This is a genomic window from Pseudonocardia sp. DR1-2 (assembly GCF_023717215.1).
GTDB classification, from domain to species: domain Bacteria; phylum Actinomycetota; class Actinomycetes; order Mycobacteriales; family Pseudonocardiaceae; genus Pseudonocardia; species Pseudonocardia alni.
On record NZ_JAMQOF010000002.1, the window covers coordinates 808,827 to 833,029 of the forward strand.

General features: G+C 74.1%; 26 protein-coding genes. 14 read left to right on the forward strand and 12 right to left on the reverse strand.

Going from position 1 to position 24,203, the window contains the following annotated elements:
- Positions 1 to 5: 5 nt before the first annotated feature.
- The gene (locus ND486_RS08735; protein WP_062398459.1) at positions 6 to 809 is read left to right on the forward strand and encodes a type III pantothenate kinase; all 804 of its coding nucleotides are present in this window, start codon (positions 6 to 8) and stop codon (positions 807 to 809) included.
- A gap of 45 nt (positions 810 to 854) precedes the next feature.
- On the opposite strand, the gene ND486_RS08740 is transcribed toward ND486_RS08735, so the two are convergent.
- Positions 855 to 1,613 (reverse strand): class I SAM-dependent methyltransferase, encoded by a 759-nt coding sequence (locus ND486_RS08740; RefSeq protein WP_251783591.1) that lies wholly within the window; start codon positions 1,611 to 1,613, stop codon positions 855 to 857.
- Positions 1,614 to 1,772: 159 nt separating this feature from the next.
- On the opposite strand from ND486_RS08740, the gene lysS reads away from it, so the two are divergent.
- From lysS to ND486_RS08760, 4 genes are all read left to right on the forward strand, one after another.
- Positions 1,773 to 3,230: a lysine--tRNA ligase gene (gene lysS / locus ND486_RS08745; protein ID WP_208826244.1), complete on the forward strand. Its 1,458-nt coding sequence runs from the start codon at positions 1,773 to 1,775 to the stop codon at positions 3,228 to 3,230.
- Between the two features lie 276 nt (positions 3,231 to 3,506).
- The gene (locus tag ND486_RS08750) at positions 3,507 to 3,854 is read left to right on the forward strand and encodes an Lsr2 family protein (protein WP_208826231.1); all 348 of its coding nucleotides are present in this window, start codon (positions 3,507 to 3,509) and stop codon (positions 3,852 to 3,854) included.
- Positions 3,855 to 3,933: 79 nt separating this feature from the next.
- Positions 3,934 to 4,761, forward strand: a complete 828-nt coding sequence (locus tag ND486_RS08755) for a siderophore-interacting protein (RefSeq protein WP_251783593.1) — start codon at positions 3,934 to 3,936, stop codon at positions 4,759 to 4,761.
- A gap of 230 nt (positions 4,762 to 4,991) precedes the next feature.
- On the forward strand, positions 4,992 to 7,535 hold the full coding sequence (locus ND486_RS08760; RefSeq protein WP_062398450.1) for an ATP-dependent Clp protease ATP-binding subunit: 2,544 nt from the start codon (positions 4,992 to 4,994) through the stop codon (positions 7,533 to 7,535).
- 127 nt (positions 7,536 to 7,662) lie between these two features.
- Here ND486_RS08760 and ND486_RS08765 read toward each other — a convergent pair whose 3' ends face one another.
- Positions 7,663 to 8,379, reverse strand: a complete 717-nt coding sequence (locus ND486_RS08765) for a nucleoside/nucleotide kinase family protein (RefSeq protein ID WP_251783596.1) — start codon at positions 8,377 to 8,379, stop codon at positions 7,663 to 7,665.
- 29 nt (positions 8,380 to 8,408) lie between these two features.
- Between ND486_RS08765 and ND486_RS08770 the strand changes: the two genes are divergently transcribed.
- Positions 8,409 to 9,443, forward strand: a complete 1,035-nt coding sequence (locus ND486_RS08770) for a YihY/virulence factor BrkB family protein (protein WP_251783598.1) — start codon at positions 8,409 to 8,411, stop codon at positions 9,441 to 9,443.
- 4 nt (positions 9,444 to 9,447) lie between these two features.
- Here ND486_RS08770 and ND486_RS08775 read toward each other — a convergent pair whose 3' ends face one another.
- Positions 9,448 to 10,923: a helix-turn-helix domain-containing protein gene (locus ND486_RS08775; RefSeq protein ID WP_251783600.1), complete on the reverse strand. Its 1,476-nt coding sequence runs from the start codon at positions 10,921 to 10,923 to the stop codon at positions 9,448 to 9,450.
- A 191-nt stretch (positions 10,924 to 11,114) separates the two neighbouring features.
- Here ND486_RS08775 and ND486_RS08780 point away from each other — a divergent pair, with 191 nt between their 5' ends.
- The 3 genes from ND486_RS08780 to ND486_RS08790 all read left to right on the forward strand — a co-directional run bounded on the left by ND486_RS08780 (position 11,115) and on the right by ND486_RS08790 (position 13,689).
- On the forward strand, positions 11,115 to 12,638 hold the full coding sequence (locus ND486_RS08780; RefSeq protein ID WP_208826223.1) for an aldehyde dehydrogenase family protein: 1,524 nt from the start codon (positions 11,115 to 11,117) through the stop codon (positions 12,636 to 12,638).
- Positions 12,638 to 13,039 carry a DUF779 domain-containing protein gene (locus tag ND486_RS08785; RefSeq protein ID WP_179761640.1) on the forward strand — a complete coding sequence of 134 codons (402 nt, stop codon included), beginning with the start codon at positions 12,638 to 12,640 and terminating at the stop codon, positions 13,037 to 13,039. Before ND486_RS08780 ends, ND486_RS08785 begins: the two co-directional genes overlap by 1 nt.
- Before the next feature lie 65 nt (positions 13,040 to 13,104).
- On the forward strand, positions 13,105 to 13,689 hold the full coding sequence (locus tag ND486_RS08790) for a cysteine hydrolase family protein (protein ID WP_251783602.1): 585 nt from the start codon (positions 13,105 to 13,107) through the stop codon (positions 13,687 to 13,689).
- Positions 13,690 to 13,734: 45 nt separating this feature from the next.
- Here ND486_RS08790 and ND486_RS08795 read toward each other — a convergent pair whose 3' ends face one another.
- The 4 genes from ND486_RS08795 to ND486_RS08810 form a co-directional block, all read right to left on the reverse strand.
- Positions 13,735 to 14,475, reverse strand: coding sequence for a Sir2 family NAD-dependent protein deacetylase (locus tag ND486_RS08795; RefSeq protein ID WP_251783604.1), 741 nt, complete (start codon positions 14,473 to 14,475; stop codon positions 13,735 to 13,737).
- A 101-nt stretch (positions 14,476 to 14,576) separates the two neighbouring features.
- On the reverse strand, positions 14,577 to 14,894 hold the full coding sequence (locus ND486_RS08800) for an antibiotic biosynthesis monooxygenase (RefSeq protein ID WP_073576923.1): 318 nt from the start codon (positions 14,892 to 14,894) through the stop codon (positions 14,577 to 14,579).
- A gap of 10 nt (positions 14,895 to 14,904) precedes the next feature.
- Complete coding sequence (locus ND486_RS08805) at positions 14,905 to 15,258, reverse strand: MmcQ/YjbR family DNA-binding protein (RefSeq protein WP_208826218.1); 354 nt, start codon at positions 15,256 to 15,258, stop codon at positions 14,905 to 14,907.
- A 117-nt stretch (positions 15,259 to 15,375) separates the two neighbouring features.
- Positions 15,376 to 16,302 carry an alpha/beta hydrolase gene (locus ND486_RS08810; RefSeq protein ID WP_251783606.1) on the reverse strand — a complete coding sequence of 309 codons (927 nt, stop codon included), beginning with the start codon at positions 16,300 to 16,302 and terminating at the stop codon, positions 15,376 to 15,378.
- A 79-nt stretch (positions 16,303 to 16,381) separates the two neighbouring features.
- Here ND486_RS08810 and ND486_RS08815 point away from each other — a divergent pair, with 79 nt between their 5' ends.
- Complete coding sequence (locus ND486_RS08815; RefSeq protein ID WP_226367855.1) at positions 16,382 to 16,972, forward strand: TetR/AcrR family transcriptional regulator; 591 nt, start codon at positions 16,382 to 16,384, stop codon at positions 16,970 to 16,972.
- Here the strand turns inward: ND486_RS08815 and ND486_RS08820 are convergent.
- Positions 16,959 to 17,459: a 2'-5' RNA ligase family protein gene (locus tag ND486_RS08820; protein ID WP_251783608.1), complete on the reverse strand. Its 501-nt coding sequence runs from the start codon at positions 17,457 to 17,459 to the stop codon at positions 16,959 to 16,961. The genes ND486_RS08815 and ND486_RS08820 overlap by 14 nt on opposite strands.
- Positions 17,460 to 17,470: 11 nt before the next feature.
- A complete protein-coding gene (locus tag ND486_RS08825) occupies positions 17,471 to 18,334 on the reverse strand; it encodes an A/G-specific adenine glycosylase (protein ID WP_208826213.1) in 864 nt (287 codons plus the stop codon).
- A gap of 425 nt (positions 18,335 to 18,759) precedes the next feature.
- On the opposite strand from ND486_RS08825, the gene ND486_RS08830 reads away from it, so the two are divergent.
- Positions 18,760 to 19,596 (forward strand): hypothetical protein, encoded by an 837-nt coding sequence (locus tag ND486_RS08830; RefSeq protein ID WP_251783730.1) that lies wholly within the window; start codon positions 18,760 to 18,762, stop codon positions 19,594 to 19,596.
- A 3-nt stretch (positions 19,597 to 19,599) separates the two neighbouring features.
- Here the strand turns inward: ND486_RS08830 and radA are convergent, their stop codons facing one another.
- Positions 19,600 to 20,979: a DNA repair protein RadA gene (gene radA, locus ND486_RS08835; RefSeq protein WP_075309695.1), complete on the reverse strand. Its 1,380-nt coding sequence runs from the start codon at positions 20,977 to 20,979 to the stop codon at positions 19,600 to 19,602.
- Complete coding sequence (locus tag ND486_RS08840) at positions 20,976 to 21,713, reverse strand: copper chaperone PCu(A)C (protein WP_251783610.1); 738 nt, start codon at positions 21,711 to 21,713, stop codon at positions 20,976 to 20,978. The genes radA and ND486_RS08840 overlap by 4 nt, the downstream gene beginning before the upstream one ends.
- Positions 21,714 to 22,057: 344 nt before the next feature.
- On the opposite strand from ND486_RS08840, the gene ND486_RS08845 reads away from it, so the two are divergent.
- Genes ND486_RS08845 through ispF form a run of 3 tightly spaced genes read left to right on the forward strand, consistent with a single transcriptional unit; the run spans position 22,058 to position 23,735 of the window.
- Positions 22,058 to 22,549, forward strand: coding sequence for a CarD family transcriptional regulator (locus ND486_RS08845; protein WP_020625956.1), 492 nt, complete (start codon positions 22,058 to 22,060; stop codon positions 22,547 to 22,549).
- A 5-nt stretch (positions 22,550 to 22,554) separates the two neighbouring features.
- On the forward strand, positions 22,555 to 23,271 hold the full coding sequence (gene ispD / locus ND486_RS08850) for a 2-C-methyl-D-erythritol 4-phosphate cytidylyltransferase (protein ID WP_251783618.1): 717 nt from the start codon (positions 22,555 to 22,557) through the stop codon (positions 23,269 to 23,271).
- Entirely contained in the window at positions 23,268 to 23,735 is a 468-nt protein-coding gene (gene ispF / locus ND486_RS08855) for a 2-C-methyl-D-erythritol 2,4-cyclodiphosphate synthase (protein ID WP_251783619.1), read from the forward strand. The genes ispD and ispF overlap by 4 nt, the downstream gene beginning before the upstream one ends.
- On the opposite strand, the gene ND486_RS08860 is transcribed toward ispF, so the two are convergent.
- Positions 23,732 to 24,151, reverse strand: coding sequence for a glyoxalase/bleomycin resistance/extradiol dioxygenase family protein (locus tag ND486_RS08860; RefSeq protein WP_251783621.1), 420 nt, complete (start codon positions 24,149 to 24,151; stop codon positions 23,732 to 23,734). The genes ispF and ND486_RS08860 overlap by 4 nt on opposite strands.
- Between the last annotated feature and the right edge of the window lie 52 nt (positions 24,152 to 24,203).

Genomic DNA, 24,203 nt, shown 5'->3' on the forward strand with positions numbered 1-24,203 from the left:
ACACGGTGCTGCTCTGCATCGACGTCGGGAACACCCACGTCTCGCTGGGGCTCTACCCCGATACCGGGACAGGTGCGGAGGCGCTCGACCCGGAGCCGGAGCGGCGCTGGCGGCTGCGCACCGACACCAGTGCCACCGCCGACGAGCTGGACCTGACCGTCACCGGGATGCTCGGCGCGCACTTCCCCGAGGTCACCGCGGTCGCCGCGCTGTCCACGGTGCCCGGGCCGTCGCGGGAGCTGCGCACGCTGCTCTCGCGCTGGTCGGACCGGATGCGCACACTCGTCGTCGGGCCGGGGGTGCGGACGGGCGTGCCGCTGCTGGTGGACCACCCGCGCGAGGTGGGCGCGGACCGGGTCGTGAACTCGCTCGCCGCGCACCACCTGTTCGGCACCACCTGCATCTGCGTCGACCTCGGGACCTGCACGAACATCGACGTGGTCACCGCGAAGGGCGAGTTCCTCGGCGGGGCGCTGGCCCCGGGCATCGACATCGCGATGCAGGCGCTGGCCGAGCGGGCGTCGTCACTGCGGCCGGTGGACCTGGTCGAGCCGCGCTCGGTGATCGGCCGGACGACGGTCGAGGCCGTCCAGGCCGGGGTGCTCTACGGCGCCGCCGGACAGGTCGACGGGCTGGTCCGCCGCATCCTCGCCGAGCTGGGCCCGGACGCGCTGCCGGTCACCGTGATCGTCACCGGCGGGCTCGCGGAGCTCGTCCACGGCCGTGCCGACACCGTCACCCACCACGTCCCGGACCTGACGCTGCACGGGCTGCGGCTGACCCACCTGCGCCACCACCGGCCCCGCTGACCGGCCCCGCTGACCGGTCTCGTGGACCGCGCCCGCCGGCCGGGCTCAGAGCCTGCGGGACCGCCGCACGATCGTGCGCATCGGCATGGTGAAGCGGCCGTCGGGGCCGGCGACCCGCCCGGTCAGGAACTCCCGGGCGACGGCGAACACCGCGTCCCGGTCCTGCGGGGTGCTCAGCAGCGCCCAGGAGTGCGTGGCGATGTCGGCGAGGTGCTCGTCGACGGTGGTCGGGCGGCCCCAGGTGACGCGCTCCTCCCCGTCGTCGACGAACCAGGGGGAGCCCGGGTGCGGCGTCGCGTCGCCGCCACCGGCCGGGTTGCCGGGCACACGCCGCCCGCGCACGGTCAGCTCGCCGAACTCGCGGATCCAGGCGACGTCGTCGTCCCCGCCGTTCCACAGCCCGGCCAGCACCCCGCCGGGCCGCAGCACCCGCGCCATCTCCGGTGCGGCCCGGCCGAGGTCGAACCAGTGCAGCGCCTGGCCCACCAGCACGGCGTCGACGTGGCCGTCGGGCAGCGGGATGCCCTCCGCGGACCCGGTCCGGGCCTCGACGCCGGGGGAGCGCTCCCGCAGGACGGCGAGCATCGCCGGGTCCGGCTCCACCGCGACGACGTCGAGGCCGCGCGCGGTCAGGACGCGGGTCAGCTTGCCGGTCCCCGCTCCCAGGTCGAGCACGCGGGGCCGCTCCGCGGTCCCGGCCAGCGCCGCGTCGACGGCGGCGTCGGGGTAGGCGGGGCGGTGGTCGTCGTAGGCGCGGGCGACGGCACCGAACGTGCGGCCGCGGTCCACCTCGTCGTCGGGCACCTCCGCACGGTAGGCCGGTGGCCGGCCACCGCGCGATGCCTCGGCGCGGGGGTGGGGGGTGACGACGGGCGCTCCCGGGTACCGCCGATAGCCTGACCTGCCGTGAACACTCCCGGCACACCGTCCGACCCGGCGACCGAGGCCGACCTCCCCGAGCAGATGCGGGTGCGCCGGGCCAAGCGCGCGGAGCTGATCGCCGCGGGCACCGACCCGTACCCCGTCGAGGTCCCCCGCACGCACTCGCTGCGCCAGGTCCGCGACGCCCATCCGGACCTGCCCGCGGACACCGCGACGGGCGAGACCGTCGCCGTCGCCGGCCGGGTGATCTTCGTGCGGAACACCGGCAAGCTGTGCTTCGCGACGCTGCGCGAGGGCGACGGCACCGAGCTGCAGGCCATGCTCTCGCTCGACCGGGTCGGGGCCGAGGCGCTGGCCGGCTGGAAGGCCGTCGTCGACATGGGTGACTTCGTCGCGGTGCGCGGTGAGGTCATCACCTCGCGACGGGGCGAGCTCTCGGTGATGGTCGACGAGTGGTCGGTCGCCGCGAAGTCGGTCCGGCCGCTGCCGACCGCGCACAAGGAGCTCTCCGAGGAGAACCGGGTCCGGCAGCGCTACGTCGACCTCATCCTGCGCCCGCAGGCCCGCGAGACCGTGCGCGCGCGGTCCACCGTGCTGCGGACCGTCCGCGAGTCGCTCACCGGCCGCGACTTCATCGAGGTCGAGACGCCGATGCTGCAGAACCTGCACGGCGGTGCCACCGCGCGCCCGTTCGTGACGCACGCGAACGCACTCGACTCCGATCTGTATCTGCGGATCGCACCGGAGCTGTTCCTGAAGCGTTGCGTGGTCGGTGGTATCGAGCGCGTCTTCGAGCTGAACCGGGTGTTCCGGAACGAGGGCATCGACTCCACGCATTCCCCGGAGTTCGCGATGCTGGAGGCCTACCAGGCCTACGCGACCTACGACGACATGGCGGTCCTGACCCGGGAGCTCATCCAGTCCTCGGCGCAGGCGCTGTTCGGTTCCACCACGGTGCGCCACCACGACGGCACCGAGCACGATCTCGGTGGCGAGTGGCGATCGGTGACCATCTACGGATCGGTGTCCGAGGCCGTCGGGCGGGACGTGACGCCGGACACGGAACTGTCGGAACTGCAGCGGATCGCGCACGCCCACGACGTCGACATCACCGATTATCCGACGGCCGCACAGATCGTGCTCGAGTTGTTCGAGAAGCTGGTCGAGCACACCCTGCACGAGCCGACCTTCGTGCGCGACTTCCCGGTCGAGGTGCGGCCGCTGACCCGTGCGCACCGCGACGACCCGCGGCTGTCGGAGTCCTGGGACCTCATCGTCTTTGGCGTGGAGCTGGCCACGGCCTACTCCGAGCTGGTGGACCCGGTGGAGCAGCGGGAACGCCTGCACGCCCAGTCGCTCAAGGCCGCGGCGGGCGACCCGGAGGCCATGCAGCTCGACGAGGACTTCCTGCGCGCCATGGAGTACGGCATGCCGCCCACCGGTGGGATGGGAATGGGTATCGACCGCCTCCTGATGACGCTGACCGGCCTCGGAATCCGCGAGACGATCCTGTTCCCGCTGGTCCGCGGCGAGTCCTGAACCGGTTCCGAACGCACATCCGACGACGTCCCCGGCCGCGAGGAGCGACCGGGGACGTCGTGTTTGTCGGACCCGTACGAGTGGTGTCGAACGCGTTTCGCCGCATTCTCCGTACCCAGGTCGACGACACGAACATTTCTCGGATACTCTCTGATTCGAGTCGGAACCGGTACCCGGTGGCCTCATATTGCGTCCTGCTATTGCATCGCGCAGTCGCCGATGTCCGCCCCGGTCCCTCATCATGAACGTGTTCGGCCATTCAGGGAGGCTGCGGAGATGGCGCAGATCAAGGAAGTCCGGCTCGTCGACGATCTGACCGGCGACGCGGCGGACGAGACGATCGAGTTCGGTCTCGACGGACGCAACTACGAGATCGACCTGTCCGACGGGAATGCGAAGAAGCTGCGCGACGTGCTCGCCGACTACGTCGCGGCCGCCCGTCGCGCCGGTGGCGCGGCCCGCCGGCGCAGCGGCGGCTCGTCGGGCGGGGCGGCCCGCCGCCCGTCGGTCGACCGCGAGCAGAACCAGGCGATCCGCGAGTGGGCCCGCAACCGCGGGATGAAGGTCTCGGACCGCGGCCGCATCCCGGCCGAGGTGCTCGAGGCCTACCACCAGGAGAACTAAGGTCTGCCTTACCCGACGGGGCGGGGGAGGGGTACCGTCGCGACGGCCCCTTCCCCTCTCGTCGTTGGGAGGCAGCCTGATGGCCCGCCCCGTCACCGATCTCCGGGTGCTCCGCACCGAACGCCTGAGCCCGCACATGGTGCGCGTCGTCGCCGGCGGCGACTGCCTGGCCGCGTTCCCCGTCACGGAGTACACCGACCGCTACGTCAAGATCCTCTTCCCGCTCCCCGGCGTCGAGTACCCCGAGCCGCTCGACATGGACCGGGTGCACGCCGAGCTGCCGCGCGACCGGTGGCCCGCCCAGCGGACCTACACCGTCCGCTCGCTCGACCACGCCGCAGGCGAGCTCGTCATCGACTTCGTCCACCACGGCGACACCGGCCTCGCCGGCCCGTGGGCGGCCGCCGCCCGCCCGGGCGACCGGCTGCGGATGCTCGGCCCGGGCGGCGCCTACGCACCGGACCCGGACGCCGACTGGCACCTGCTCGTCGGCGACGAGGCCGCGCTGCCCGCGATCTGCGCCGCGCTCGAGCGGATCCCGGCCGGGCGGCCGGTCGTCGCCGTCCTGCAGGTGGACGCTCCCGGCGACGAGATCGACGTGCCCACGGGCCCCGGGGTGGACGTGCGGTGGCTGTACCGCACCGACGCCGGGGGCGACCCGGACTCGGAGCAGCTGCCCGCCGTCGTCGCGGATCTGGAGTTCCTCCCCGGGCGCGTGCACGCCTTCGTGCACGGTGAGGCGATCGCCGTGCGCGAACTCCGCAGGCACCTCACCCGCGAGCGCGGCGTCGCCAAGGACGACCTGTCGATCTCCGGGTACTGGCGCCGCGGGCGCGACGAGGAGGGGTTCCGGCAGTTCAAGGCGGCCGAGCGGGAGCGCGAGGAGGCCGCCGCCACGACCGGCTGACGGCCGCCGGGAACACGGCAGGTGTCACCCGTGTTACTGCGGGCACGTGCCCCGGTGCACGTCAGGTGGAGGCGCCGGGGCCCCTTCGACCGATACAGTGGTATGAGGTCTCCCGCGAGGGTGGCCTGGCGCGGTGTCACGCGAGGGCGCAGTGTCGGTTCGGGCGAGCCCGGACCGTACGGAGATGCTGGTCGCGCCGTCAGTGAGGCGCAGCAGGCAAGGAGTGCGAATTGTTCGAGAGGTTCACCGACCGAGCGCGACGTGTTGTCGTCCTGGCCCAGGAAGAGGCCCGGATGCTCAACCACAACTACATCGGGACCGAGCACATCCTCCTTGGCCTGATCCACGAGGGAGAGGGCGTCGCCGCGAAGGCGCTCGAGTCCCTCGGTATCGCTCTGGAGGGCGTGCGACAGCAGGTCGAGGAGATCATCGGCCAGGGGCAGCAGGCCCCGTCCGGGCACATCCCCTTCACCCCCCGGGCGAAGAAGGTGCTGGAGCTGTCGCTGCGCGAGGCGCTGCAGCTCGGCCACAACTACATCGGGACCGAGCACATCCTGCTCGGTCTCATCCGCGAGGGCGAGGGCGTCGCGGCCCAGGTGCTGGTCAAGCTGGGCGCCGACCTCAACCGTGTCCGCCAGCAGGTGCTCCAGCTGCTGTCCGGCTACCAGGGCAAGGAGCCGCAGGAGAGCGGCACCGGTGGCCGTGGCGAGGGCACCCCGTCCTCGTCGCTGGTGCTCGACCAGTTCGGTCGCAACCTCACCCAGCAGGCCCGTGAGGGCAAGCTGGACCCGGTCATCGGCCGGGAGAAGGAGATCGAGCGGATCATGCAGGTCCTCTCGCGGAGGACCAAGAACAACCCGGTGCTGATCGGTGAGGCCGGCGTCGGCAAGACCGCCGCCGTCGAGGGCCTCGGCCAGGCGATCGTCAAGGGCGAGGTCCCGGAGACGCTGAAGGACAAGCAGCTCTACACCCTCGACCTGGGCTCGCTGGTCGCCGGTTCCCGCTACCGCGGTGACTTCGAGGAGCGCCTCAAGAAGGTGCTCAAGGAGATCCGCACCCGCGGCGACATCATCCTGTTCATCGACGAGATCCACACCCTGGTGGGTGCGGGTGCCGCCGAGGGCGCGATCGACGCCGCCTCGATCCTCAAGCCGATGCTGGCCCGCGGCGAGCTGCAGACCATCGGTGCGACGACGCTCGACGAGTACCGCAAGTACGTCGAGAAGGACCCCGCGCTGGAACGCCGCTTCCAGCCGATCCAGGTGTCCGAGCCGTCGGTCGAGCACACCATCGAGATCCTTCGTGGTCTGCGCGACCGGTACGAGGCGCACCACCGCGTCACGATCACCGACGACGCACTGGCCTCGGCCGCGACGCTGGCCGACCGCTACATCAACGACCGCTTCCTGCCGGACAAGGCGATCGACCTGATCGACGAGGCCGGCGCCCGGATGCGCATCCGCCGGATGACGGCTCCGCCGGACCTGCGGGAGTTCGACGAGAAGATCGCGAACGTCCGCCGGGACAAGGAGTCGGCGATCGACGCGCAGGACTTCGAGCGGGCCGCGCACCTGCGCGACCAGGAGAAGACCCTGCTCGGCGAGAAGGCCGAGCGCGAGAAGCAGTGGAAGTCGGGCGACCTCGACGTCGTCGCGGAGGTCGACGGCGAGCAGATCGCCGAGGTGCTGGGGAACTGGACCGGCATCCCGGTGTTCAAGCTGACCGAGGAGGAGACGACCCGTCTGCTCAAGATGGAGGACGAGGTCCACAAGCGGATCATCGGCCAGGAGGACGCCGTCCGCTCCGTCTCGCAGGCGATCCGTCGTACCCGCGCCGGTCTGAAGGACCCGAAGCGCCCGTCCGGCTCGTTCATCTTCGCCGGCCCGTCCGGTGTCGGTAAGACCGAGCTGTCCAAGGCGCTCGCGAACTTCCTGTTCGGCGAGGACGACGCCCTCATCCAGATCGACATGGGTGAGTTCCACGACCGCTACACCGCCTCGCGGCTGTTCGGTGCCCCTCCCGGGTACGTCGGCTACGAGGAGGGCGGCCAGCTCACCGAGAAGGTGCGGCGCAAGCCGTTCTCGGTGGTGCTGTTCGACGAGATCGAGAAGGCGCACCAGGAGATCTACAACACGCTCCTGCAGGTGCTCGAGGACGGCCGTCTCACCGACGGTCAGGGCCGCACGGTCGACTTCAAGAACACCGTGCTGATCTTCACCTCGAACCTGGGCACCCAGGACATCTCGAAGGCCGTGGGACTGGGCTTCTCCTCCGGTGGCGACGAGAAGTCGAACTACGAGCGGATGAAGACGAAGGTCAACGACGAGCTGAAGAAGCACTTCAGGCCGGAGTTCCTCAACCGCATCGACGACATCATCGTCTTCCACCAGCTCAACCAGGAACAGATCATCCAGATGGTCGACCTGATGATCGGGCGGGTGGAGAAGCAGCTGGCGAACAAGGACATGGGCATCGAGCTCACCGACAACGCCAAGAAGCTGCTGGCCCACCGCGGGTTCGACCCGGTCCTGGGCGCCCGGCCGCTGCGCCGGACGATCCAGCGGGAGATCGAGGACCAGCTGTCGGAGAAGATCCTGTTCGGCGAGATCGAGGCCGGGCAGATCGTCATCGTCGACGTCGAGGGCCTCGACACCTCCGCGGAGGAGGGCTCCAACGCCTGGTCGGACAAGGCCAAGTTCACCTTCCGTGGTGAGCGCAAGCCGTCCGAGCCGGTGCCGGACTCCCCGCCCACCGCGCTGGCCGGCGAGGAGTGAGACAGACCCACGCATGACGACGGCGGGCCGTCCCGGGAGTTCCCGGGGCGGCCCGCCGTCGTCGGTCCGGAGCCCGGTTCCGGCCCCGGCCCGGTGGCCCCCAGGGGAACCTTCGAGGCGTAGAGCGCTACGAAGGTTCCCCTGGGAGCGGGCCGGGGGCGTGGTCGGGCAGCGCGACGACCAGGTCGGCCCGGTCCCGCGAGGCCTCGACGAGCCGGGCGTTCGGCTCGTCGGTCCGTTCCACCCAGGCCCGGGCGGCCTCGGGCGTCTTGCCGAAATGTACGTGCCGCGCGACCAGGCGCTCCAGCCGGAGCGCCTCGTCGGTCTCGTGGAACCACACGGCGTCGAACCCGGCCCGCACCGCCCGCCAGCGGGGCGTGCCGAGGAGCAGGTAGTTGCCCTCGCTGACCACGAGCCGGCACTCCGGGTGCACCGGGACCGACCCGGCGACGGGCTGCTCGATCTCCCGGTCGAACGCCGGGGCGTACACCGGGCCCGCGCCGTCGTCGGGGATGAGCCGCAGCCGGGCGAGCAGCGCGGCGTAGCCGTCGGCGTCGAAGGTGTCCGGGGCGCCCTTGCGATGACGGCGGCCCAGCCGGTCCAGCTCGACGTCGGCGAGATGGAAGCCGTCCATCGGGACGTGGGCGACCCAGCCGGGGCCGAGCCCGTCCGGGGGCGTGGCGGCGAGCGCCCGGACCAGGGCCAGCGCGACGGTCGTCTTCCCGGCCCCGGGGGCGCCCGCGATGCCGAGCACCGCCCGTCGCCGTCCGGTGGCGAGCGCCCGCGCGCGCTCCACCAGCTCGTCGAAGCGGTCGGTCCGTGCCGGGGTGTCCACGAGCGTCATTCTCGCCCGCCTGCGGCTAGGTTCTGCGCATGAGCTCGGTGCGCCCGGTCCCCGAGACCCGGCTGATGACCGGTGAGGAGCTCTCCGCCGACGACGCCGCCCACACGCTGCGCCGCTACGGCCTCGGGCACCTGCTGTCCGCGGGCTTCCTGCGCTTCCGCTACGGCGACGGCTTCTCCCACGCCCGCGCGTTCGGCCTGCAGCTGGCGCTCGCCGCCGTCCCGCTGATCATCGCCGGGGTCGGGCTGTCCGCCGCGGCGGGCGCCGAGGGCGCCTCGGAGGTCGTCGCCCGCACGGTGCTGGCGCTGTCCCCCGGGACCAGCGACGAGCTGGTCGCCGAGGCCGTCCGCGGTACCGGAGCGGGGGAGGCCGACCCGGACGACCCCGGTGAGCCCGCCGAGCGGGACGACACCCCCACCGGGGAACGCGGTGAGCTGGTCCTCGCGCTCGGCCTGCTCACCGCGTTCGCCGCGGCGACCTCGGCGTTCGCGCAGCTGGAGCGGGGCGCGAACCGGATCTACGGCACCGAGCGGGACCGGCCCGCGCTCGCCAAGTACGCGCGTGCCGCGGCGCTCACCGCCACCGCGGGCGTCGCGATGGCGACCGGGCTGCTGCTGATCGTGGCGGGGGAGCCGTTCGGGGACGCGGTGCGCGAGGTGTACCGGTGGGGTGCGGTCGCCGAGACGGTGTGGGACGTCGTGCGCTGGCCGGTCGGGCTGGCGCTGCTCGTCGTCGCGGTGACGGTGCTGCTGCGGTTCGCGCCGCGTCGTCGCCAGCCGGGGCTGTCCTGGCTGGGGGCCGGCGCCGCGGTCACGGTGCTGCTGTGGCTGGTCGCGTCCGGGCTGCTGGGGCTCTACGTCGCCGTCGCGGACACCTTCGGTGAGACCTACGGTCCGCTGACGGCGGTGATGGCCCTGCTGATCTGGGCGAACATCACCGGGGTCGCGTTGCTGGCCGGGGTGGCGCTGTCCGCGCAGCTGGAGGCGGTGCGGGCCGGTGAGGAGGACCCGCGGCTGCCCGACTCCGACGACGACGGCATCCCCGACCACACCGACCCGGACTGAGCGCTCAGCCGAGCTCGTCGCGCCGCGGGTCCGACGACGGCAGCAGCGCCCGCAGCCGGTGGCGCAGCTCGTCGTCGTCGGTGCCGTCGCCCCGGCCGGCCCGGACCAGGGTCCACAGCGCGTCCGGGTCGTCGGCCCGCAGCAGCGCCGACCGGACGGCGACGGCGAGCTGCTCGCGGGCCCGGCGGACCTCCGGCGCGTCCGAGGTCGGCAGCAGCGGCCCGCGGGCGGCCTCGGCCGCGGCGTCGCGGATCCGGCCCTCCCGCAGCGCCGCGCGCAGCCGCAGGAAGTCGGCGTCGACGTCGGCGACGAGCCGGTAGGGCTGGGTCCGCACGGTGTCCTCGCCGACGGCGCGGCGCAGCCGGTGCACCTCGGCGCGCACGGTGATGGCGCGGCCGCCGTCGCCGTAGAGGGCGGCGGCGAGCTGGTCGGCGGTCAGCCCCTCCGGGTGCAGCGCCAGCAGCGCGAGGACCTCGGCGTGCCGCAGGCCCAGGCGCACCGGGCGCCCGTCCCGGCGGGCGACGACGGGGGTACGCGCTCCGAGCAGCGGCAGCGTCAGGGCCGTCCGGACGGGTCCGCCCGCGGGCAGCCGCAGCAGCCAGCCCTCGCCCAGTGGCTCCAGCACGCCCGCGACGGGCCCGCCGCCCAGCGGCGCCCCGCCGACCGCGACGCCGTCGACGACGACCCGGTCCCCGCCGTCGGGCAGGGCGATCCGCTCCGGGAACTCGCTGCCCGGCGACGCGGCCAGCACCCGCCCGTGCGCGGACAACAGCGCGCCCGGGGTGCCGCCGAGCCGGGTCAGGTGCGGCCAGTACTCCTCGCGCAGCCGCCGGTCGTGGGCCTCGGCGATGGCCAGCAGCCGGTGCTCGGCCAGCCGCGCGGCCGCGGTGACCAGCGCCAGCGTCGTCGGGTGGAAGCTCTCCTCCGGCCCGGTGACGTCGACGGTGCCCACCACCCGTCCGGTCGCCGGGTCGTGCACCGGGGCGGCCGCGCAGGTCCACGGGTGGTAGGCGCTGACCAGGTGCTCGGCGGAGTGGATGCGGACCGGCGCGGCGCCGGCCAGCGCGGTGCCCATCGCGTTGGTCCCGACGGCGTCCTCGCTCCACCGGGTGCCCTCCACCAGGTCAACCCGCTCGGCCCGGGTCAGCACCGCGCGGGCGCCCTCGCGCCAGAGGATCCGCCCCTGCCCGTCGGTCACGATCATCATGTGCCGCGCCTGTTCGGCGGCGTCGGTGAGCGTGTCGCGCAACACCGGAAGCACGGACGCGAGGGGGTGCGCCGCCCGCCGGTCGGTGAGCTCGGCGCGGTCGTAGTCGTGCGGGGGACGGGAGCGTTCCGGGTCGACCGCCGCGGCCAGCGAGCGGGCCCAGGAGGCGCGGACCTCGGGCCGGACCCCGGCGCCGCGCGCACCGGAGGAGCCGCCGAGCACGGCGTCGCGCGCCCGCTCGTACACCCGGCGATCCGCGTGCTGCGCAGCCACGTCCTCACCTTACGGTCAGCTTTGCCTTACCTGAATCGAATCCGCGTCGTCGGTACTCACCGGAGGGTCAGGTTCCGCATCTGCGTGCAACTTCCGTGCAACCCCCACCTTCCTAGTGTCGGCGGTCACGCGCAACGTGCGTTCCGCACCGCGCCCTCGGTTCGACGAAGCACCTCAGGGAAGGAACATTCATGGCCGTCTACGCCAACCCCGGTCAGCCGGGCAGCGTCGTCTCCTTCAAGCCGCGCTACGAGCACTTCATCGGCGGCGAGTACGTCGCTCCGGTGAAGGGCCAGTACTTCGAGAACCCGACCCCGATCACCGGTGAGAACTTCACCGAGGTCGCCCGGGGCACCGCGGAGGACGTCGAGAAGGCGCTCGACGCCGCGCACGCCGCCGCCCCGGCGTGGGGGAAGACCTCCGCCGGCGAGCGCGCGAACATCCTGAACAAGATCGCCGACCGGGTCGAGGCCAACCTCGAGCTGATCGCCATCGCCGAGTCCTGGGACAACGGCAAGGCCTGCCGCGAGACCCTCGCCGCCGACATCCCGCTCGCCGTCGACCACCTGCGCTACTTCGCCGGTGCGATCCGGGCGCAGGAGGGCACGTCGTCGGAGATCGACGCCGACACCATCGCCTACCACTTCCACGAGCCGCTGGGCGTCGTCGGCCAGATCATCCCGTGGAACTTCCCGATCCTGATGGCGATCTGGAAGCTGGCCCCGGCCCTGGCCGCCGGCAACGCGATCGTCCTCAAGCCGGCCGAGCAGACCCCGGTCTCGATCCACGTGCTGCTCGAGCTGGTCGCCGACCTGCTCCCGCCGGGCGTGCTGAACGTCGTCAACGGCTTCGGCGTCGAGGCCGGCAAGCCGCTGGCGTCGAACAAGCGCATCCGCAAGATCGCCTTCACCGGTGAGACCACCACCGGCCGGCTGATCATGCAGTACGCCTCGGAGAACCTGATCCCGGTCACCCTGGAGCTGGGCGGCAAGAGCCCGAACATCTTCTTCGACGACGTCGCCTCGCAGCAGGACGCCTTCTACGACAAGGCGCTCGAGGGCTTCGCGATGTTCGCCCTCAACCAGGGCGAGGTCTGCACCTGCCCGTCGCGCGCGCTCATCCAGGGCGGCATCTACGACGAGTTCATCGAGCAGGCCGTCAAGCGCGTCGAGCAGATCAAGCAGGGCAACCCGCTCGACACCGACGTCATGATGGGTGCGCAGGCCTCGAACGACCAGTTCGAGAAGATCCTCTCCTACATCGACATCGGCCGGCAGGAGGGCGCCAAGGTCCTCGCCGGTGGCGAGAAGGCCGAGCTGGGCGGCGACCTCGCGGGCGGCTACTACATCAAGCCGACCGTGTTCGAGGGCAACAACCAGATGCGGATCTTCCAGGAGGAGATCTTCGGCCCGGTCGTGTCGGTCGCGCGCTTCAGCGACTACGACGACGCCATGAAGATCGCCAACGACACGCTCTACGGTCTCGGCGCCGGCGTGTGGAGCCGCGACGCGAACACCACCTACCGCGCGGGCCGCGAGATCCAGGCCGGCCGGGTGTGGGTGAACAACTACCACGCCTACCCGGCACACGCGGCCTTCGGTGGCTACAAGCAGTCCGGTATCGGGCGCGAGAACCACAAGATGATGCTGGACCACTACCAGCAGACGAAGAACATCCTGCAGAGCTACTCGCCGAACGCGCTGGGCTTCTTCTGATGGGTGAGCCGGACGTCGGCGTCACCCCGACCGAGCGGGTGACGCTGACGCCGGCCGCCGCCGATCTGCTCGTGAAACTCACCGACCTGCACGGCCCGCTGATGTTCCACCAGTCCGGTGGGTGCTGCGACGGCAGCGCCCCCATGTGCTACCCGGACGGGGACTTCCGGACGGGCGGGTCGGACGTCCACCTCGGCGACCTGGTCGTCGAGGGTGTGGACCGGCCGATCGGTTTCTGGATGTCGGCGTCGCAGTACGAGTACTGGAAGCACACGCATCTCACGGTCGATGTCGTCAAGGGGCGCGGCAGCGGGTTCTCGGTCGAGGCGCCGGAGGGCGTCCGGTTCCTGATCCGCTCGCGGCTGTTCACCGACGACGAGTACCGGGCGATGCAGGACTGACCACCCCCCACCACGGCCCGGGACGACCGTCCCGGGCCGTGGTCGTCCCCGGCCGAGGAGCACCGATGACGCACACCCTGCGCGGACTGATGGGCCTGCCGGCGGAACCGGCCCAGCTGTCCCGCTCCGCACTCATCATGATCGACCTGCAGAACACCTACACCGAGGGCGTGATGCGGCTGGAGAACGTCGAGCCGGCCCTCGGCGAGGCGGCCGAGCTGCTCGACCGCGCCCGCTCCGCCGGGTCCCGGATCATCCACATCCGGCACGACGCGGGCGAGGGCAGCCCGTACGACGTCACCGCGCCGATCGGCGCCATCCACGACTCGGTCGCCCCGCGTGACGGCGAGGCCGTGGTGACCAAGAACTTCCCCAGCGCTTTCGTCCACACCGGACTGGCGGAGCTGCTGGAGGGCTACCAGGACCTGGTGCTCGCCGGGTTCATGACGCACATGTGCGTGAACTCCACCGCGCGCAGCGCGTTCTCCGGCGGCTACGTGCCGACCGTCGTCGCGGCGGCCACGGCCACCCGGGCCCTGCCCGGTGTGCACGGCACCGTCCCGGCGTCCGAGGTCCACGACGCGGCGCTGGCCGGCCTCGCCGACCTGCCCGCGATCGTCGTCCCGGACCAGAAGGCCGTCCCCTCCTGAGCCCTGCCCCCGCCCCGCGGCACGCAGGTGCGCGGGGCGGGTGGGTCAGAGGGCGGCGTCGATCGCGGCGAGGGTCGCGGCCGCGGGGGCCGCGATGCCGACGCCGCGGCCGTGGCGCACCTGCGACTCGCGGACGTTGATCCGCACGAGCGCGCCGGTCGCGGCCGAGGCGAGCTCCGAGCGGCGACGCACCGTGGGCAGCGCACCGCCCGCCCCCAGCTCGACGACGACCACCCCGGTCCGGTGCGCCGCCAGCCAGTCCACGTGCCGCTGCAGCGCCGTCGCGGCGTGCGCGTCGTCCCAGCCGCCGTCGCCGAACATCAGGATCGCCGGACGGGCGAGGCCGCCGCAGCCCGGGCAGCGGGGCAGCTCGCCGACGGCACGCATGGTGGCCTCGTCGACCGGCACCTCGACGCCGTCGGCGGGCCACACGCCGTGACCGCAGAGCCGCAGGCACTGCAGGTGGTGGATGGAGCCGTGCACCTCGGCGACGTCGTCCGGGGCGAAGCCGGCCCGCTGGAACTGGCCGTCGACGTTCGAGGTGAACACGTTCGAGGGCACCCGGCCGGCCCAGCGGCGCAGCACCGCGAACCCCGGGTGCGGCACGGTGTCCCGGTAGAGGTGCAGGCGGTGGCCGTAGAAGCCCCAGGCCAGCGCCGGGTCGTCGGCGAAGTGCGCGGGATCGGCCAGCTCCTCGAAGCGCAGGCCGAGGCGGGCGTAGGGCGGGTAGGCCCGCCAGAAGCCCTCGCCGCCGCGGAAGTCCGGCAGCCCCGAGTCGACGCCCATCCCGGCGCCCGCGGTGACCAGCAGGGCGTCCGCGTCGCGGACCAGGCGGGCCGCCGCGGCGATCTCGTCGGAGAAGGCCGCGGCGACCTCGCGGGCGTCGATCAGGACCCCGCCGCGATCTGCTGCAGGTCGACGACCTCGAACTCCAGCAGCGACGCGCCCTTGGCGACCGGCTGCGGCGAGCGCTGGCCGGCGTGCGCCTCGGCGGCCGGGCCCTCGCGCCACGCCTGGAAGTCGGCCTCGGTCTCCCAGCGGGTCACGACGAAGTACCGGTCGTCGCCGGAGACGGGGCGCAGCAGCTCGAACCCGAGGAAGCCGGGCTGCCCGTCGACGGCGTGCAGGCGGTTCGCGAACCGCTTCTCCAGCTCGGGGCCCGCGTTCTCCGGGACCTCGATCGCGTTGATCTTCACAATGGCCATGTCCGCCACGTTATCCCCGCCCGGCCTCGTCGACGCGCATGTGCCACGCGTCACCGACCAGCTCGGCCAGCCGGTCGTCGTCCACCTGGTCCAGGCGGACGAGCACCAGGGGCCACGGCGCGTGCCCGGCGTCGGTGAAGAACAGGTCGGGCTCGCCGAGCAGCAGGGCCTGCTTCTCCGCCTCGTCGCCGACGTACAGCACGGCGACGTCGGTCCTGATCACCCGTCGTCTCCCGGGCACCCGCTCCGGCCAGGACCACACGAAGCCCTTGCCGCGCACCCGGAAGTCGAACCCCTCACTCGGGTTCTCGACGACGCCGTCGAGGGCGAGCGCGATCCGCCGCACGTCCTGTTCGTCCGCCACGGGGCGAGCCTAGGGGCGGCGAGCACCACAGGGGACGGTGCGCCGTCCGCGGCGACGACGGCGGGAGCGGCCCGCCGGTGCCGTCCGGGAGGCCGCCCGGTGCCGGCGGGAGAGGTGTCAGCCCGTCGCCGTCCCGGACCGCACCGCGGCGACGTCGGCGGCGACCCGGTCGGCCGCCGCCGCGGCGGCCGGCGACACCTCGTCGAGCTGCAGGAAGTTGTGGATCATCCCCGCCTCGCGGCGCAGGGTCGTGGGCACGCCCGCCGCGGCGAGCCGCCGGGCGTAGGCTTCGGCCGGGTCGCGGATCGGATCGTGCTCGGCGGTGACGACGACCGCCGGGGGCAGCCCGGACAGGTCGGGGGCGTGCAGCGGGCTGACCCGCGGGTCGCGGAGCAGGGACCCGTCGCCGCCGACCCACAGCCGGGCGAAGAAGGTCGCGGAGGCGGCGTCGAAGCCGTATCCGGTCGCCTTCTCCCGCATCGAGGCCGAGGTGGTGTCGGACAGGTCGGCGTTGGGGTACACCAGGACCTGCAGGTCCGGCAGCGCCTCCGGGGCCTCGTCGCGCAGCCGGAGGCAGGCCAGCGTCGCGAGCGTGCCGCCCGCGCTGTCCCCGCAGACGACGACGGCGCCCGGCGTGGCCCCCGGCCCGCAGGCGGCGACGGCCCGCAGGGTCGCGACGGTGTCGTCGACCGACGCGGGCCAGGGCGCCTCGGGCGCGAGCCGGTAGTCGACGGCGAGCACGTCGGCGCCCGCGGCCGCGGCCAGCCGCCGCACCGGCCGGTCGAACGACGCGACGCTGCCGACCGTCCAGCCGCCGCCGTGCAGGTACACGACCAGCGGCGCGGGCTCCGGCCCCGGCCGGTACAGCCGGCCCGGGCAGGTCGGCAGCGTGACCTCGCGGACCTCGTACATCTCCGGGCCCCGCGGCCGACCCGCGGCACGGGCCGCGATCGCCCCGCGGATCGCGGGGACGTCGGACGAGCCGAATGCGGACGACGCGGCGGCGAACTCGGCCAGGGCCCGGTCGGCGAACTCCTGTGGCATGACAGGCCTCCTGTTCTGCACTTGAGTGCAACAAGGATAGAATGCACTCGGATGCAGAAAATGTCGAGGGCGGAGGACGATGACGACGAGGGCCCCGGACCCGCGGCGCGTGCGCAGCCGCGAGCTGCTCTACGAGGCCGCGACCGCGCTCGTCGCCGAGCGGGGGTTCGCGGCGACGACGATGGAGGACATCGCGCACCGCGCGGGACTGTCCCGCCGCACGGCGTTCAACCACTTCCCGAGCAAGGGCGAGCTCGCGGTCGAGTGGGCGATGCGGCGCGAGGTCGCGGCGACCGCGGCCACCGGCGGGCCCGCACCCGGTGACCACGTCCCCGACCGGATCCGGGCCTGGTTCCGCGAGCTGGGCGCACTGACCGACGCCGACCCGGACGGGACCGAGCAGATGATGCTCGGCTGGCTCGCCGCGCTCGGGCCGGTCCGGCACCGGACGACCGCGGCCCGGCGGCTGGCGGAGTGGATCGAGCGGGGCCGCGACGGCGGGGGGATCGACCCGGCCACCGACCCGGACGTCGCCGCCGACCTCCTGTTCGACGGCTACCTCGGGGCCGTCCTGCGCTGGTGTGCGATCCCGGCCGACCGCCGCGGGCCGCTCACCCCCATGGTGGAGGCGCTGGTCGAGCAGGCCCTCGCGGGGCTCAGCCCGCGCTGAGGGCCACCGTCTCCCCGGTGCGCGAGTCGTGCAGCTCGACGGCGGTGATCCGCGCCCGTACCGGCTCGACCGGGTGCAGCCGCGCGAACGCCTCGGCGGGCCGCCCGGTCGCCAGCACCACGTGCGGCAGCCAGGAACCCGGCAGGTGCGCGGCGTGCGCGCCCCGCACCCGCCCGGCCAGCGCGTCGTGCACCGCCGTGTGCACGGCCAGCACCTCGGGGTCGGTGACGGCGGTCAGCGCCAGCGCGTCCGGCGCGTCCGGGCCGACCGAGCCGAGACCGGCCAGCCACAGCACCGGCAGCGCGACCAGGCGCAGCTGGGCGGTCAGCTCCCGCACGGCGGGCGGCGGGACCGTGCCCGCCGCCGCGACGGTGACGTGCGGCGTGCCGGCCGCGACCGGGATCCCGGCCGCGGCGAGCCGGTCGCGCAGTGCGGTGAGCGCGGCGGCGCCGTCGTCGTCGAGCCGGAAGCGGACGGTGCTGGGCATCGGTCCCCCGCTCAGACGGGGAGGGCGAAGCGGCCGTCGTCGGTCTGCTCGGCCAGGCCGTCGACCAGCAGCGAGTGCAGGCACCGGTCGCGCTGGCCCGCGTCGGACCAGACGGCGTCCAGCGCGGCCCGCTCGACCGGCCCGTGCGCGGTGCGCAGCACGTCCATGAGCTTGCCGCGCACCTGCCGGTCGGTGCCGGCGAAGCCCTGGACCGGCTTGCGCGGGCCGTCGTAGGCGGGCCTGCCGGCCGCCACCCAGGCGCAGCGGGCCGCGACCGGGCAGTCCGCGCAGCGCGGCGAGCGGGCGGTGCAGACGACCGCGCCCAGCTCCATCAGCCCGGCCGAGACGACGGCGGCCTCGGCGTCGTCGTCGGGCAGCAGTGCGTCCACGTCGGCCAGGTCGGCCCGGGTGCGGGCCGGTCCGGCGTCGCCCTGACCGTGCACCGCGCGGGCCACGACCCGGCGGACGTTGGTGTCGACGACGGCGGCGCGCAGCCCGAAGCCGAACGCCGCCACCGCCCGCGCCGTGTAGGAGCCGACACCGGGCAGGGCCTCGAGTGCCTCGACGTCGGAGGGGACGGCGTCGCCGTGCTGGGCGGCGATCGCCGCGGCCGCGTCGTGCAGCCGGATGGCGCGGCGCGGGTAGCCGAGCTTGCCCCAGGCCCGCAGCACGTCCGCGCGCGGCGCGGCGGCCAGCGACGACGGCGCGGGCCAACGCTCCATCCAGTCCCGCCAGACCGGTTCGACCCGGGCGACCGGGGTCTGCTGGAGCATGAACTCGCTGACCAGCACTCCCCACGGCGTGGTCTCCGGGCGCCGCCACGGCAGGTCGCGGGCGTGCGCCCGGAACCACGGGGAGATCAGATCGGCCACCACCGTCCCAGTGTCGCGCGCCCCCCGCCGGGCCCCGGCGACGGCCCCGCCGTGACCGCGGACCGGGCGCCGTCGGCGTCGCCCGGCGACCGTCCCGGGTGCCGGCGCGTGGATCACGGTCCCTACCGCGCCCGCCACCGGGGCGCGCGCCACGACCGGGGCGGTTCCCGTCCTCGGGTGCCGGGCGGGACCCTGTCGTCGGACGGCGCCGGTCACCCCGGGTCGGTGCGCCACCCGCCCGGGGGTCGGGCGATCCGGGGCGCGGACCCCGTCCGGGCCGGTCCGGGGGGCACCCGGGCGGCCGTTCCGCCGCTGCGCTCACCCGGTCGGGAGGCGAGGGTCGCCCCGCCGGGTGGACCTCGCCGGACATGTCCGGTCCCGGCGCGGCGGCGGCGACTTCGTGTAACCGGAGATCTACCGTCGGTGACATGCACCCGGTGGGTCCCCTGCCGGCGTCGGTCTACTGGCGCCGGCGCGCGTGCGCGGTCGGCGTCGCGCTGCTCGCGCTCTTCGCGCTGCTGTGGCTCACCACCTGGCTGCTGATCCCGCGGGGCTCCGACGAGCCCGCCGGGACGGCCGCACGGACGACCCCCCAGTCGTCGCAGACCACACCGGACACGGGGACGGCCGCACCCGCGCCGCCCCCGGGGTCCCCGTCCCCGGCATCCCCAGCCCCGGGGACGGGGGCACCCCCGTCCGTGCCGCTCCCCGACCCCGCCGCGCCCGGACCCCCGCCGGCCGCCGCGGCGGGGACGTCCGCCGGGCCCGCGACCCCGAACGCGGGCCCGGCGGACGAGACGGTCCGCCCCGACGACACACCACGCCCGTCCGTGCAGGTGCCGCAGGCCGCACCCTCCCCGCCGACCGGTCCGGTGCCCTGCACCGACGCGATGATCGAGGTGCGTGCCGAGACCGGGCAGCCGACCTACCCCTCCGGCGCGCGGCCCGAGCTGCGGTTGGTCGTCACCAACGTCTCCGGCCAGCCCTGCGTGCGCGACCTCGACGGCGCCCAGCAGGAGATCGCCGTCTGGAGCGGCGACGGGGCGACCAAGCTCTGGTCGTCCAACGACTGCTCCAACCCGTCGTCGGACGACCTGCGCACCCTGGTGCCCGGCCAGCCGGTGGCCTTCGCCGTGACCTGGACCGGGCTCGCCTCCGAGCCCGGCTGTGCGGGCGAGCGCACCCGGGTGGGCCCGGGCGGCTACCGGGTGCTGGCCCGGCTCGACCGGGTCGTGAGCGAGCCCGCCCCGCTGCTCATGAGCTGAGGCTCAGCGGATGCGGGCCATGATCTCGCGCAGCGACGACGCCTCGGTGATCTGCATCCCGGTCCGCCCGACCTCGGCCCCGGTGGGGACGATCGCCCGGGTGAAGCCCAGCCGTGCGGCCTCCGCGAGGCGCCGGTCCACACCGTGCACCCGGCGCAGCTCGCCGGCCAGCCCGAGCTCGCCCAGCACGACGAGGTCCGCGGGCAGCGCCGCGTCCCGCTTCGCCGAGACGACCGCCAGCGCGATCGCGAGGTCGGCCGCCGGCTCGGTGATCCGCATCCCGCCGACGGTGGCGGTGTAGACCTCGGCGTCGTGCAGCTTGAGCCCGCCCCGCCGTTCGACGACGGCGAGCAGCATCGGCACCCGCGACGAGTCCAGCCCGGTCACCGCCCGGCGCGGGCTGGGGATGTTCGCCCCCGCGACGAGCGCCTGCACCTCGGCCAGCAGCGGCCGTCGCCCGTCCATCACGACGGTCACCGCGGTCCCCGGCTGCACCGCGTCGGCGCCCTGGCCGAACCGGCCGAGGAACAGCCCCGAGGGGTCGGCGAGACCGACGATGCCGGAGTCGCGCAGCTCGAAGCAGCCGACCTCGTCGGCCGGACCGAACCGGTTCTTCACCCCGCGGACCATCCGCAGCGCCGAGTGCTTGTCGCCCTCGAAGTGCAGCACCACGTCGACCAGGTGCTCCAGCACCCGCGGACCCGCGATGCCGCCGTCCTTGGTGACGTGGCCGACGAGCAGCACGGCCAGGCCGCGTTCCTTCGCCAGCGCGGTCAGCCCCACGGTGACGGCGCGGGTCTGGGTCACCCCGCCGGGGCTGCCGTCGACCGAGGCGGTGGACATGGTCTGGATGGAGTCCACCACCAGCAGCGACGGCCGCAGCGCGTCGACGTGGCCGAGCACCGACTCGAGGTCGGACTCGGCGGCGAGGTAGAGCTCGTCGTGGACGCCGCCGGTGCGCTCGGCGCGCAAGCGGACCTGGCCCGCGGACTCCTCACCGGAGACGTAGAGGACCCGGGACCGGGCGGCGGCCTGTGCGGCGACCTCCAGGAGCAGCGTGGACTTCCCGACGCCCGGCTCACCGGCCAGCAGCACCACCGCGCCCGGGACGAGCCCGCCACCGAGGACACGGTCCAGCTCGTCGACCCCGGTCGGCCGGGCCCGGGCGGAGTCCAGCTCCACCTCGGCGATCCGCCGGGCCGGGGTGCTGGGCGCCCCCGCGACGACGGTCCGGCCGCCCCCGCCGGTGCGCACCGGCTCGACCTGCTCGAGCGACCCCCAGGCCTGGCAGCCCGGACAGCGCCCCACCCACTGCGCCGTGCGGTGGTCGCACTCCGTGCAGCGGTAGCCGCCCGAGCGGGCGGCGCGGGACCGGGGGGTCAGTTGCCGGCGGCGCCGCCGGCGCCGCTGCCCTCGTTGCCGGGCGCGACGGGGGCGCCCTCACCGGCCGGGACCGGGTTCGGCCGGTCCACCGGCGGGGCCTCGGCCTGGCCACCGGTCTCGGAGTTGACGCCGGTCTCGGCGCCGTTGGCGCCCTCCTCGCCGTCGGCGAACGACGCGCGCTCCGGGGCGTGCCCGGGGGAACCCTCGACGGTCGGCACGCCGGTCGGGACGGTGAGGGTCACCGAGCCGGCCTTCTCGAACACGAACGTCATCGGGAGCTGCGCGCCGGAGGGGACCGGACGGGTCAGACCCTCGGCGACGAGCTGCACGCGCTTGGCGTTGGTGGGGGCCAGCTGCAGGTTGCCCGGCGAGACCAGCGCGATGTCCTGCGGCATGGTCGCGTCGCCCTGGATCTGCACCGACGCGGCGGCGGGCGAGGTGACCGAGACCAGGCGGTCGGCGACCGAGCCGGTGTTGACCAGGGTGGCGACGAGCGGTGCGGCGCCGCCCTGGCGGTAGAGCGCGTCCGGGCCCGCGGGCGTGGTCGGGTAGGCGACCTGGACGTCACGCAGGTCGACCGAGCCGACCGTGGCGTTGGCGCCGTTGACGGCGGCGACCTGCTCTGCGGTCTGCGCGATCTGCCCGGCTCCACAGCCGCTGATCAGCAGGCCGGTCAGGGCGACGGCGCCGGCGACCCCGGCCAGGGTCCGGGCGGAACGGCGGGTGCGGCTCACGGTCGTCGTGTCCTTCCTTGCCGGTGCCCCGAAGTGCCCCCGGCGCACATGCTGGGTCTGTCGAGGGGCAGCCTAGTCGCGCGCTCCGGCGCGTTGCGCGGTCGGGCACCCGGGTGTGACGACCGCGTCCCCGCCGGACGGCGGGGCGGCAGACCCGGTGGTCCGGGACGTGACGCGGCGGCGACCGGCACGTGGCCGGGCCGGTCCGGATGGGCGCCACGCCCGCGGGGAACACGTTCCTCCGCCGTTGTCAACCCCCTGACCTGCGACGACGGTGAAAGCCGGTCACCGTCCCGCCCGGGCGACGTGTTAATCTGGACCCAGCGAAAGGGGCCAGAGGACACATGGTTTTCAAGGTCGGAGAGACCGTCGTCTACCCGCACCACGGTGCCGCGCTCATCGAGGCGATCGAGACCCGGACGATCAAGGGCGAGGAAGTGCAGTACCTCGTCCTGAAGGTTCAGCAGGGCGATCTGACGGTGCGCATCCCCGCCGACAACGTCGAGGTGGTCGGTGTTCGTGACGTCGTGGGCCAGGAGGGGCTGGATCGGGTCTTCGAGGTGTTGCGCGCGCCGCACACCGAGGAGCCCACGAACTGGTCGCGCCGGTACAAGGCGAACTGGGAGAAGCTCACGTCCGGTGACGTGAACAAGGTCGCCGAGGTCGTCCGCGACCTCTGGCGGCGGGAGAAGGACCGGGGCCTGTCCGCCGGTGAGAAGCGGATGCTGGCCAAGGCGAGGCAGATACTGGTCAGTGAGCTCGCGCTGGCCGAGGGCACCGACGAGGAGCGGGCCGAGGTCCTGCTCGACGAGGTGCTCGCCACCGCGAACGCCTGACCGGCGTGCACGGACCGTCCTCCGGGGCGGGTGTCGTCGCGGTGCTTCCCGCGGCCGGTTCCGGGGTGCGTCTGGGTGCAGGTGTGCCCAAGGCGTTCGTCGGACTGGCCGGGGTTCCCATGCTGGTACGCGCGGTCGACGGCCTTCTCGCGTCCGACGTCGTCGGACACGTGGTGGTCGTCGTCCCCGCGGACCAGGTGGACGCCGCCGCCGCCATGCTGACCGGACGCCCGGCGACCGTCGTCGCCGGCGGTGCCGACCGCACCGCCTCCGTCGCGGCCGGTCTCGCTGCGACCGGGACGGACGCCGAGGTCGTGCTGGTGCACGACGCCGCGCGCCCGCTCACACCACCCGACGTCGTCCGCCGGGTGGTCGGCGCCGTGCGCGCGGGCGCGCCCGCGGTCATCCCGGTGCTCCCCGTGGCCGACACGGTCAAGCGGGTCGACGGCGCCGGGACCGTCGTGTCCACCGTGGACCGCTCCGAGCTGCGTGCGGTGCAGACACCGCAGGGGTTCCGCGCGGCCGACCTGCGTCGCGCCCACGCGGGCACACCCGATCCCCGCACCGACGACGCCGGGCTGGTCGAGGCGCTCGGCGACCCGGTCACCACCGTCGCCGGGGACCCGCTCGCGTTCAAGGTCACCACTGCGTGGGACCTGCGCATCGCCGAACTGCTGCTCGCCGGGGCGGGCCGCGTCACCGAGCACGAGGAACACGCATGAGGGTCGGGATCGGTACCGACGTGCACCCGGTCGAGCCGGGCCGCGACTGCTGGGTCGCGGGTCTGCTGTGGCCCGGGGCCGACGGCTGCGCCGGGCACTCCGACGGCGACGTCGCCGCACACGCCCTGTGCGACGCCCTGCTGTCCGCGGCGGGGCTGGGCGACCTGGGCGCGGTGTTCGGCACCGGCCGTCCGGAGTGGACGGGTGCGAGCGGGGCGACCCTGCTCGCCGAGGTCCGCCGCCTGCTCACCCGCGACGGCTGGACCGTCGGCAACGCCGCCGTCCAGGTGGTCGGGAACGACCCCAAGATCGGGAAGCGCCGGGCCGAGGCCGAACGGGTGCTGTCGGAGGTGGTCGGCGGCCCGGTGTCGGTGTCCGGCACGACGACCGACGGGCTGGGGCTGACCGGGCGCGGCGAGGGCCGCGCCGCCGTCGCGACGGCGCTGCTGCTGCCCGCGGGCTAGAGACGCCCGGTCCGCTCCTGGATCTGCTCCGGGGTGAGGTCGTCGGCGTGGGCCGCCACCATCCAGGCGTGGCCGAACGGGTCGGCGAGCCGGCCGCCGCGCTGTCCGTAGTCGTGGTCGGTCACCGGGAACAGCACCCGGCCGCCGTGGTCCACCATCGCCGCGGCGACCGCGTCCGGGTCGTCGACCTCCAGGGCCAGGATCACCGCGCCGGGCCCCGACGGCGCGGGGTCGACGTCGTCGCCGTCCTTGACGGCCCACTCCGCGCCGCCGGCCCGCAGCAGGGCGTGCACCACGGCGCCGGAGCCGTCGGTGTAGCGCTCCACGAGCTCCGCGCCGAACGCGGCGCGGTAGAAGTCGATCGCGGCGTCGGCGTCGTGCACGACCAGCCGCGGGTACATCCGCTGAACAGCCATGTCGGACACCTTGCCGCAGCCCCACCGCGCGTGTAGTGGACGAATCGGAGGC

Bases quoted from the DNA above. Each gene is read 5' to 3' on its own strand.
- lysS (WP_208826244.1), top strand. From the start codon at position 1,773: ATGCGGGTGCGCCGGGCCAAGCGCGCGGAGCTGATCGCCGCGGGCACC.
- ND486_RS08750 (WP_208826231.1), top strand. From the start codon at position 3,507: ATGGCGCAGATCAAGGAAGTCCGGCTCGTCGACGATCTGACCGGCGAC.
- ND486_RS08755 (WP_251783593.1), top strand. From the start codon at position 3,934: ATGGCCCGCCCCGTCACCGATCTCCGGGTGCTCCGCACCGAACGCCTG.
- ND486_RS08765 (WP_251783596.1), bottom strand. From the start codon at position 8,379: ATGACGCTCGTGGACACCCCGGCACGGACCGACCGCTTCGACGAGCTG.
- ND486_RS08770 (WP_251783598.1), top strand. From the start codon at position 8,409: ATGAGCTCGGTGCGCCCGGTCCCCGAGACCCGGCTGATGACCGGTGAG.
- ND486_RS08780 (WP_208826223.1), top strand. From the start codon at position 11,115: ATGGCCGTCTACGCCAACCCCGGTCAGCCGGGCAGCGTCGTCTCCTTC.
- ND486_RS08785 (WP_179761640.1), top strand. From the start codon at position 12,638: ATGGGTGAGCCGGACGTCGGCGTCACCCCGACCGAGCGGGTGACGCTG.
- ND486_RS08790 (WP_251783602.1), top strand. From the start codon at position 13,105: ATGACGCACACCCTGCGCGGACTGATGGGCCTGCCGGCGGAACCGGCC.
- ND486_RS08795 (WP_251783604.1), bottom strand. From the start codon at position 14,475: ATGGGCGTCGACTCGGGGCTGCCGGACTTCCGCGGCGGCGAGGGCTTC.
- ND486_RS08800 (WP_073576923.1), bottom strand. From the start codon at position 14,894: ATGGCCATTGTGAAGATCAACGCGATCGAGGTCCCGGAGAACGCGGGC.
- ND486_RS08810 (WP_251783606.1), bottom strand. From the start codon at position 16,302: ATGCCACAGGAGTTCGCCGACCGGGCCCTGGCCGAGTTCGCCGCCGCG.
- ND486_RS08815 (WP_226367855.1), top strand. From the start codon at position 16,382: ATGACGACGAGGGCCCCGGACCCGCGGCGCGTGCGCAGCCGCGAGCTG.
- ND486_RS08820 (WP_251783608.1), bottom strand. From the start codon at position 17,459: ATGCCCAGCACCGTCCGCTTCCGGCTCGACGACGACGGCGCCGCCGCG.
- ND486_RS08830 (WP_251783730.1), top strand. From the start codon at position 18,760: ATGCACCCGGTGGGTCCCCTGCCGGCGTCGGTCTACTGGCGCCGGCGC.
- ND486_RS08845 (WP_020625956.1), top strand. From the start codon at position 22,058: ATGGTTTTCAAGGTCGGAGAGACCGTCGTCTACCCGCACCACGGTGCC.
- ispF (WP_251783619.1), top strand. From the start codon at position 23,268: ATGAGGGTCGGGATCGGTACCGACGTGCACCCGGTCGAGCCGGGCCGC.
- ND486_RS08860 (WP_251783621.1), bottom strand. From the start codon at position 24,151: ATGGCTGTTCAGCGGATGTACCCGCGGCTGGTCGTGCACGACGCCGAC.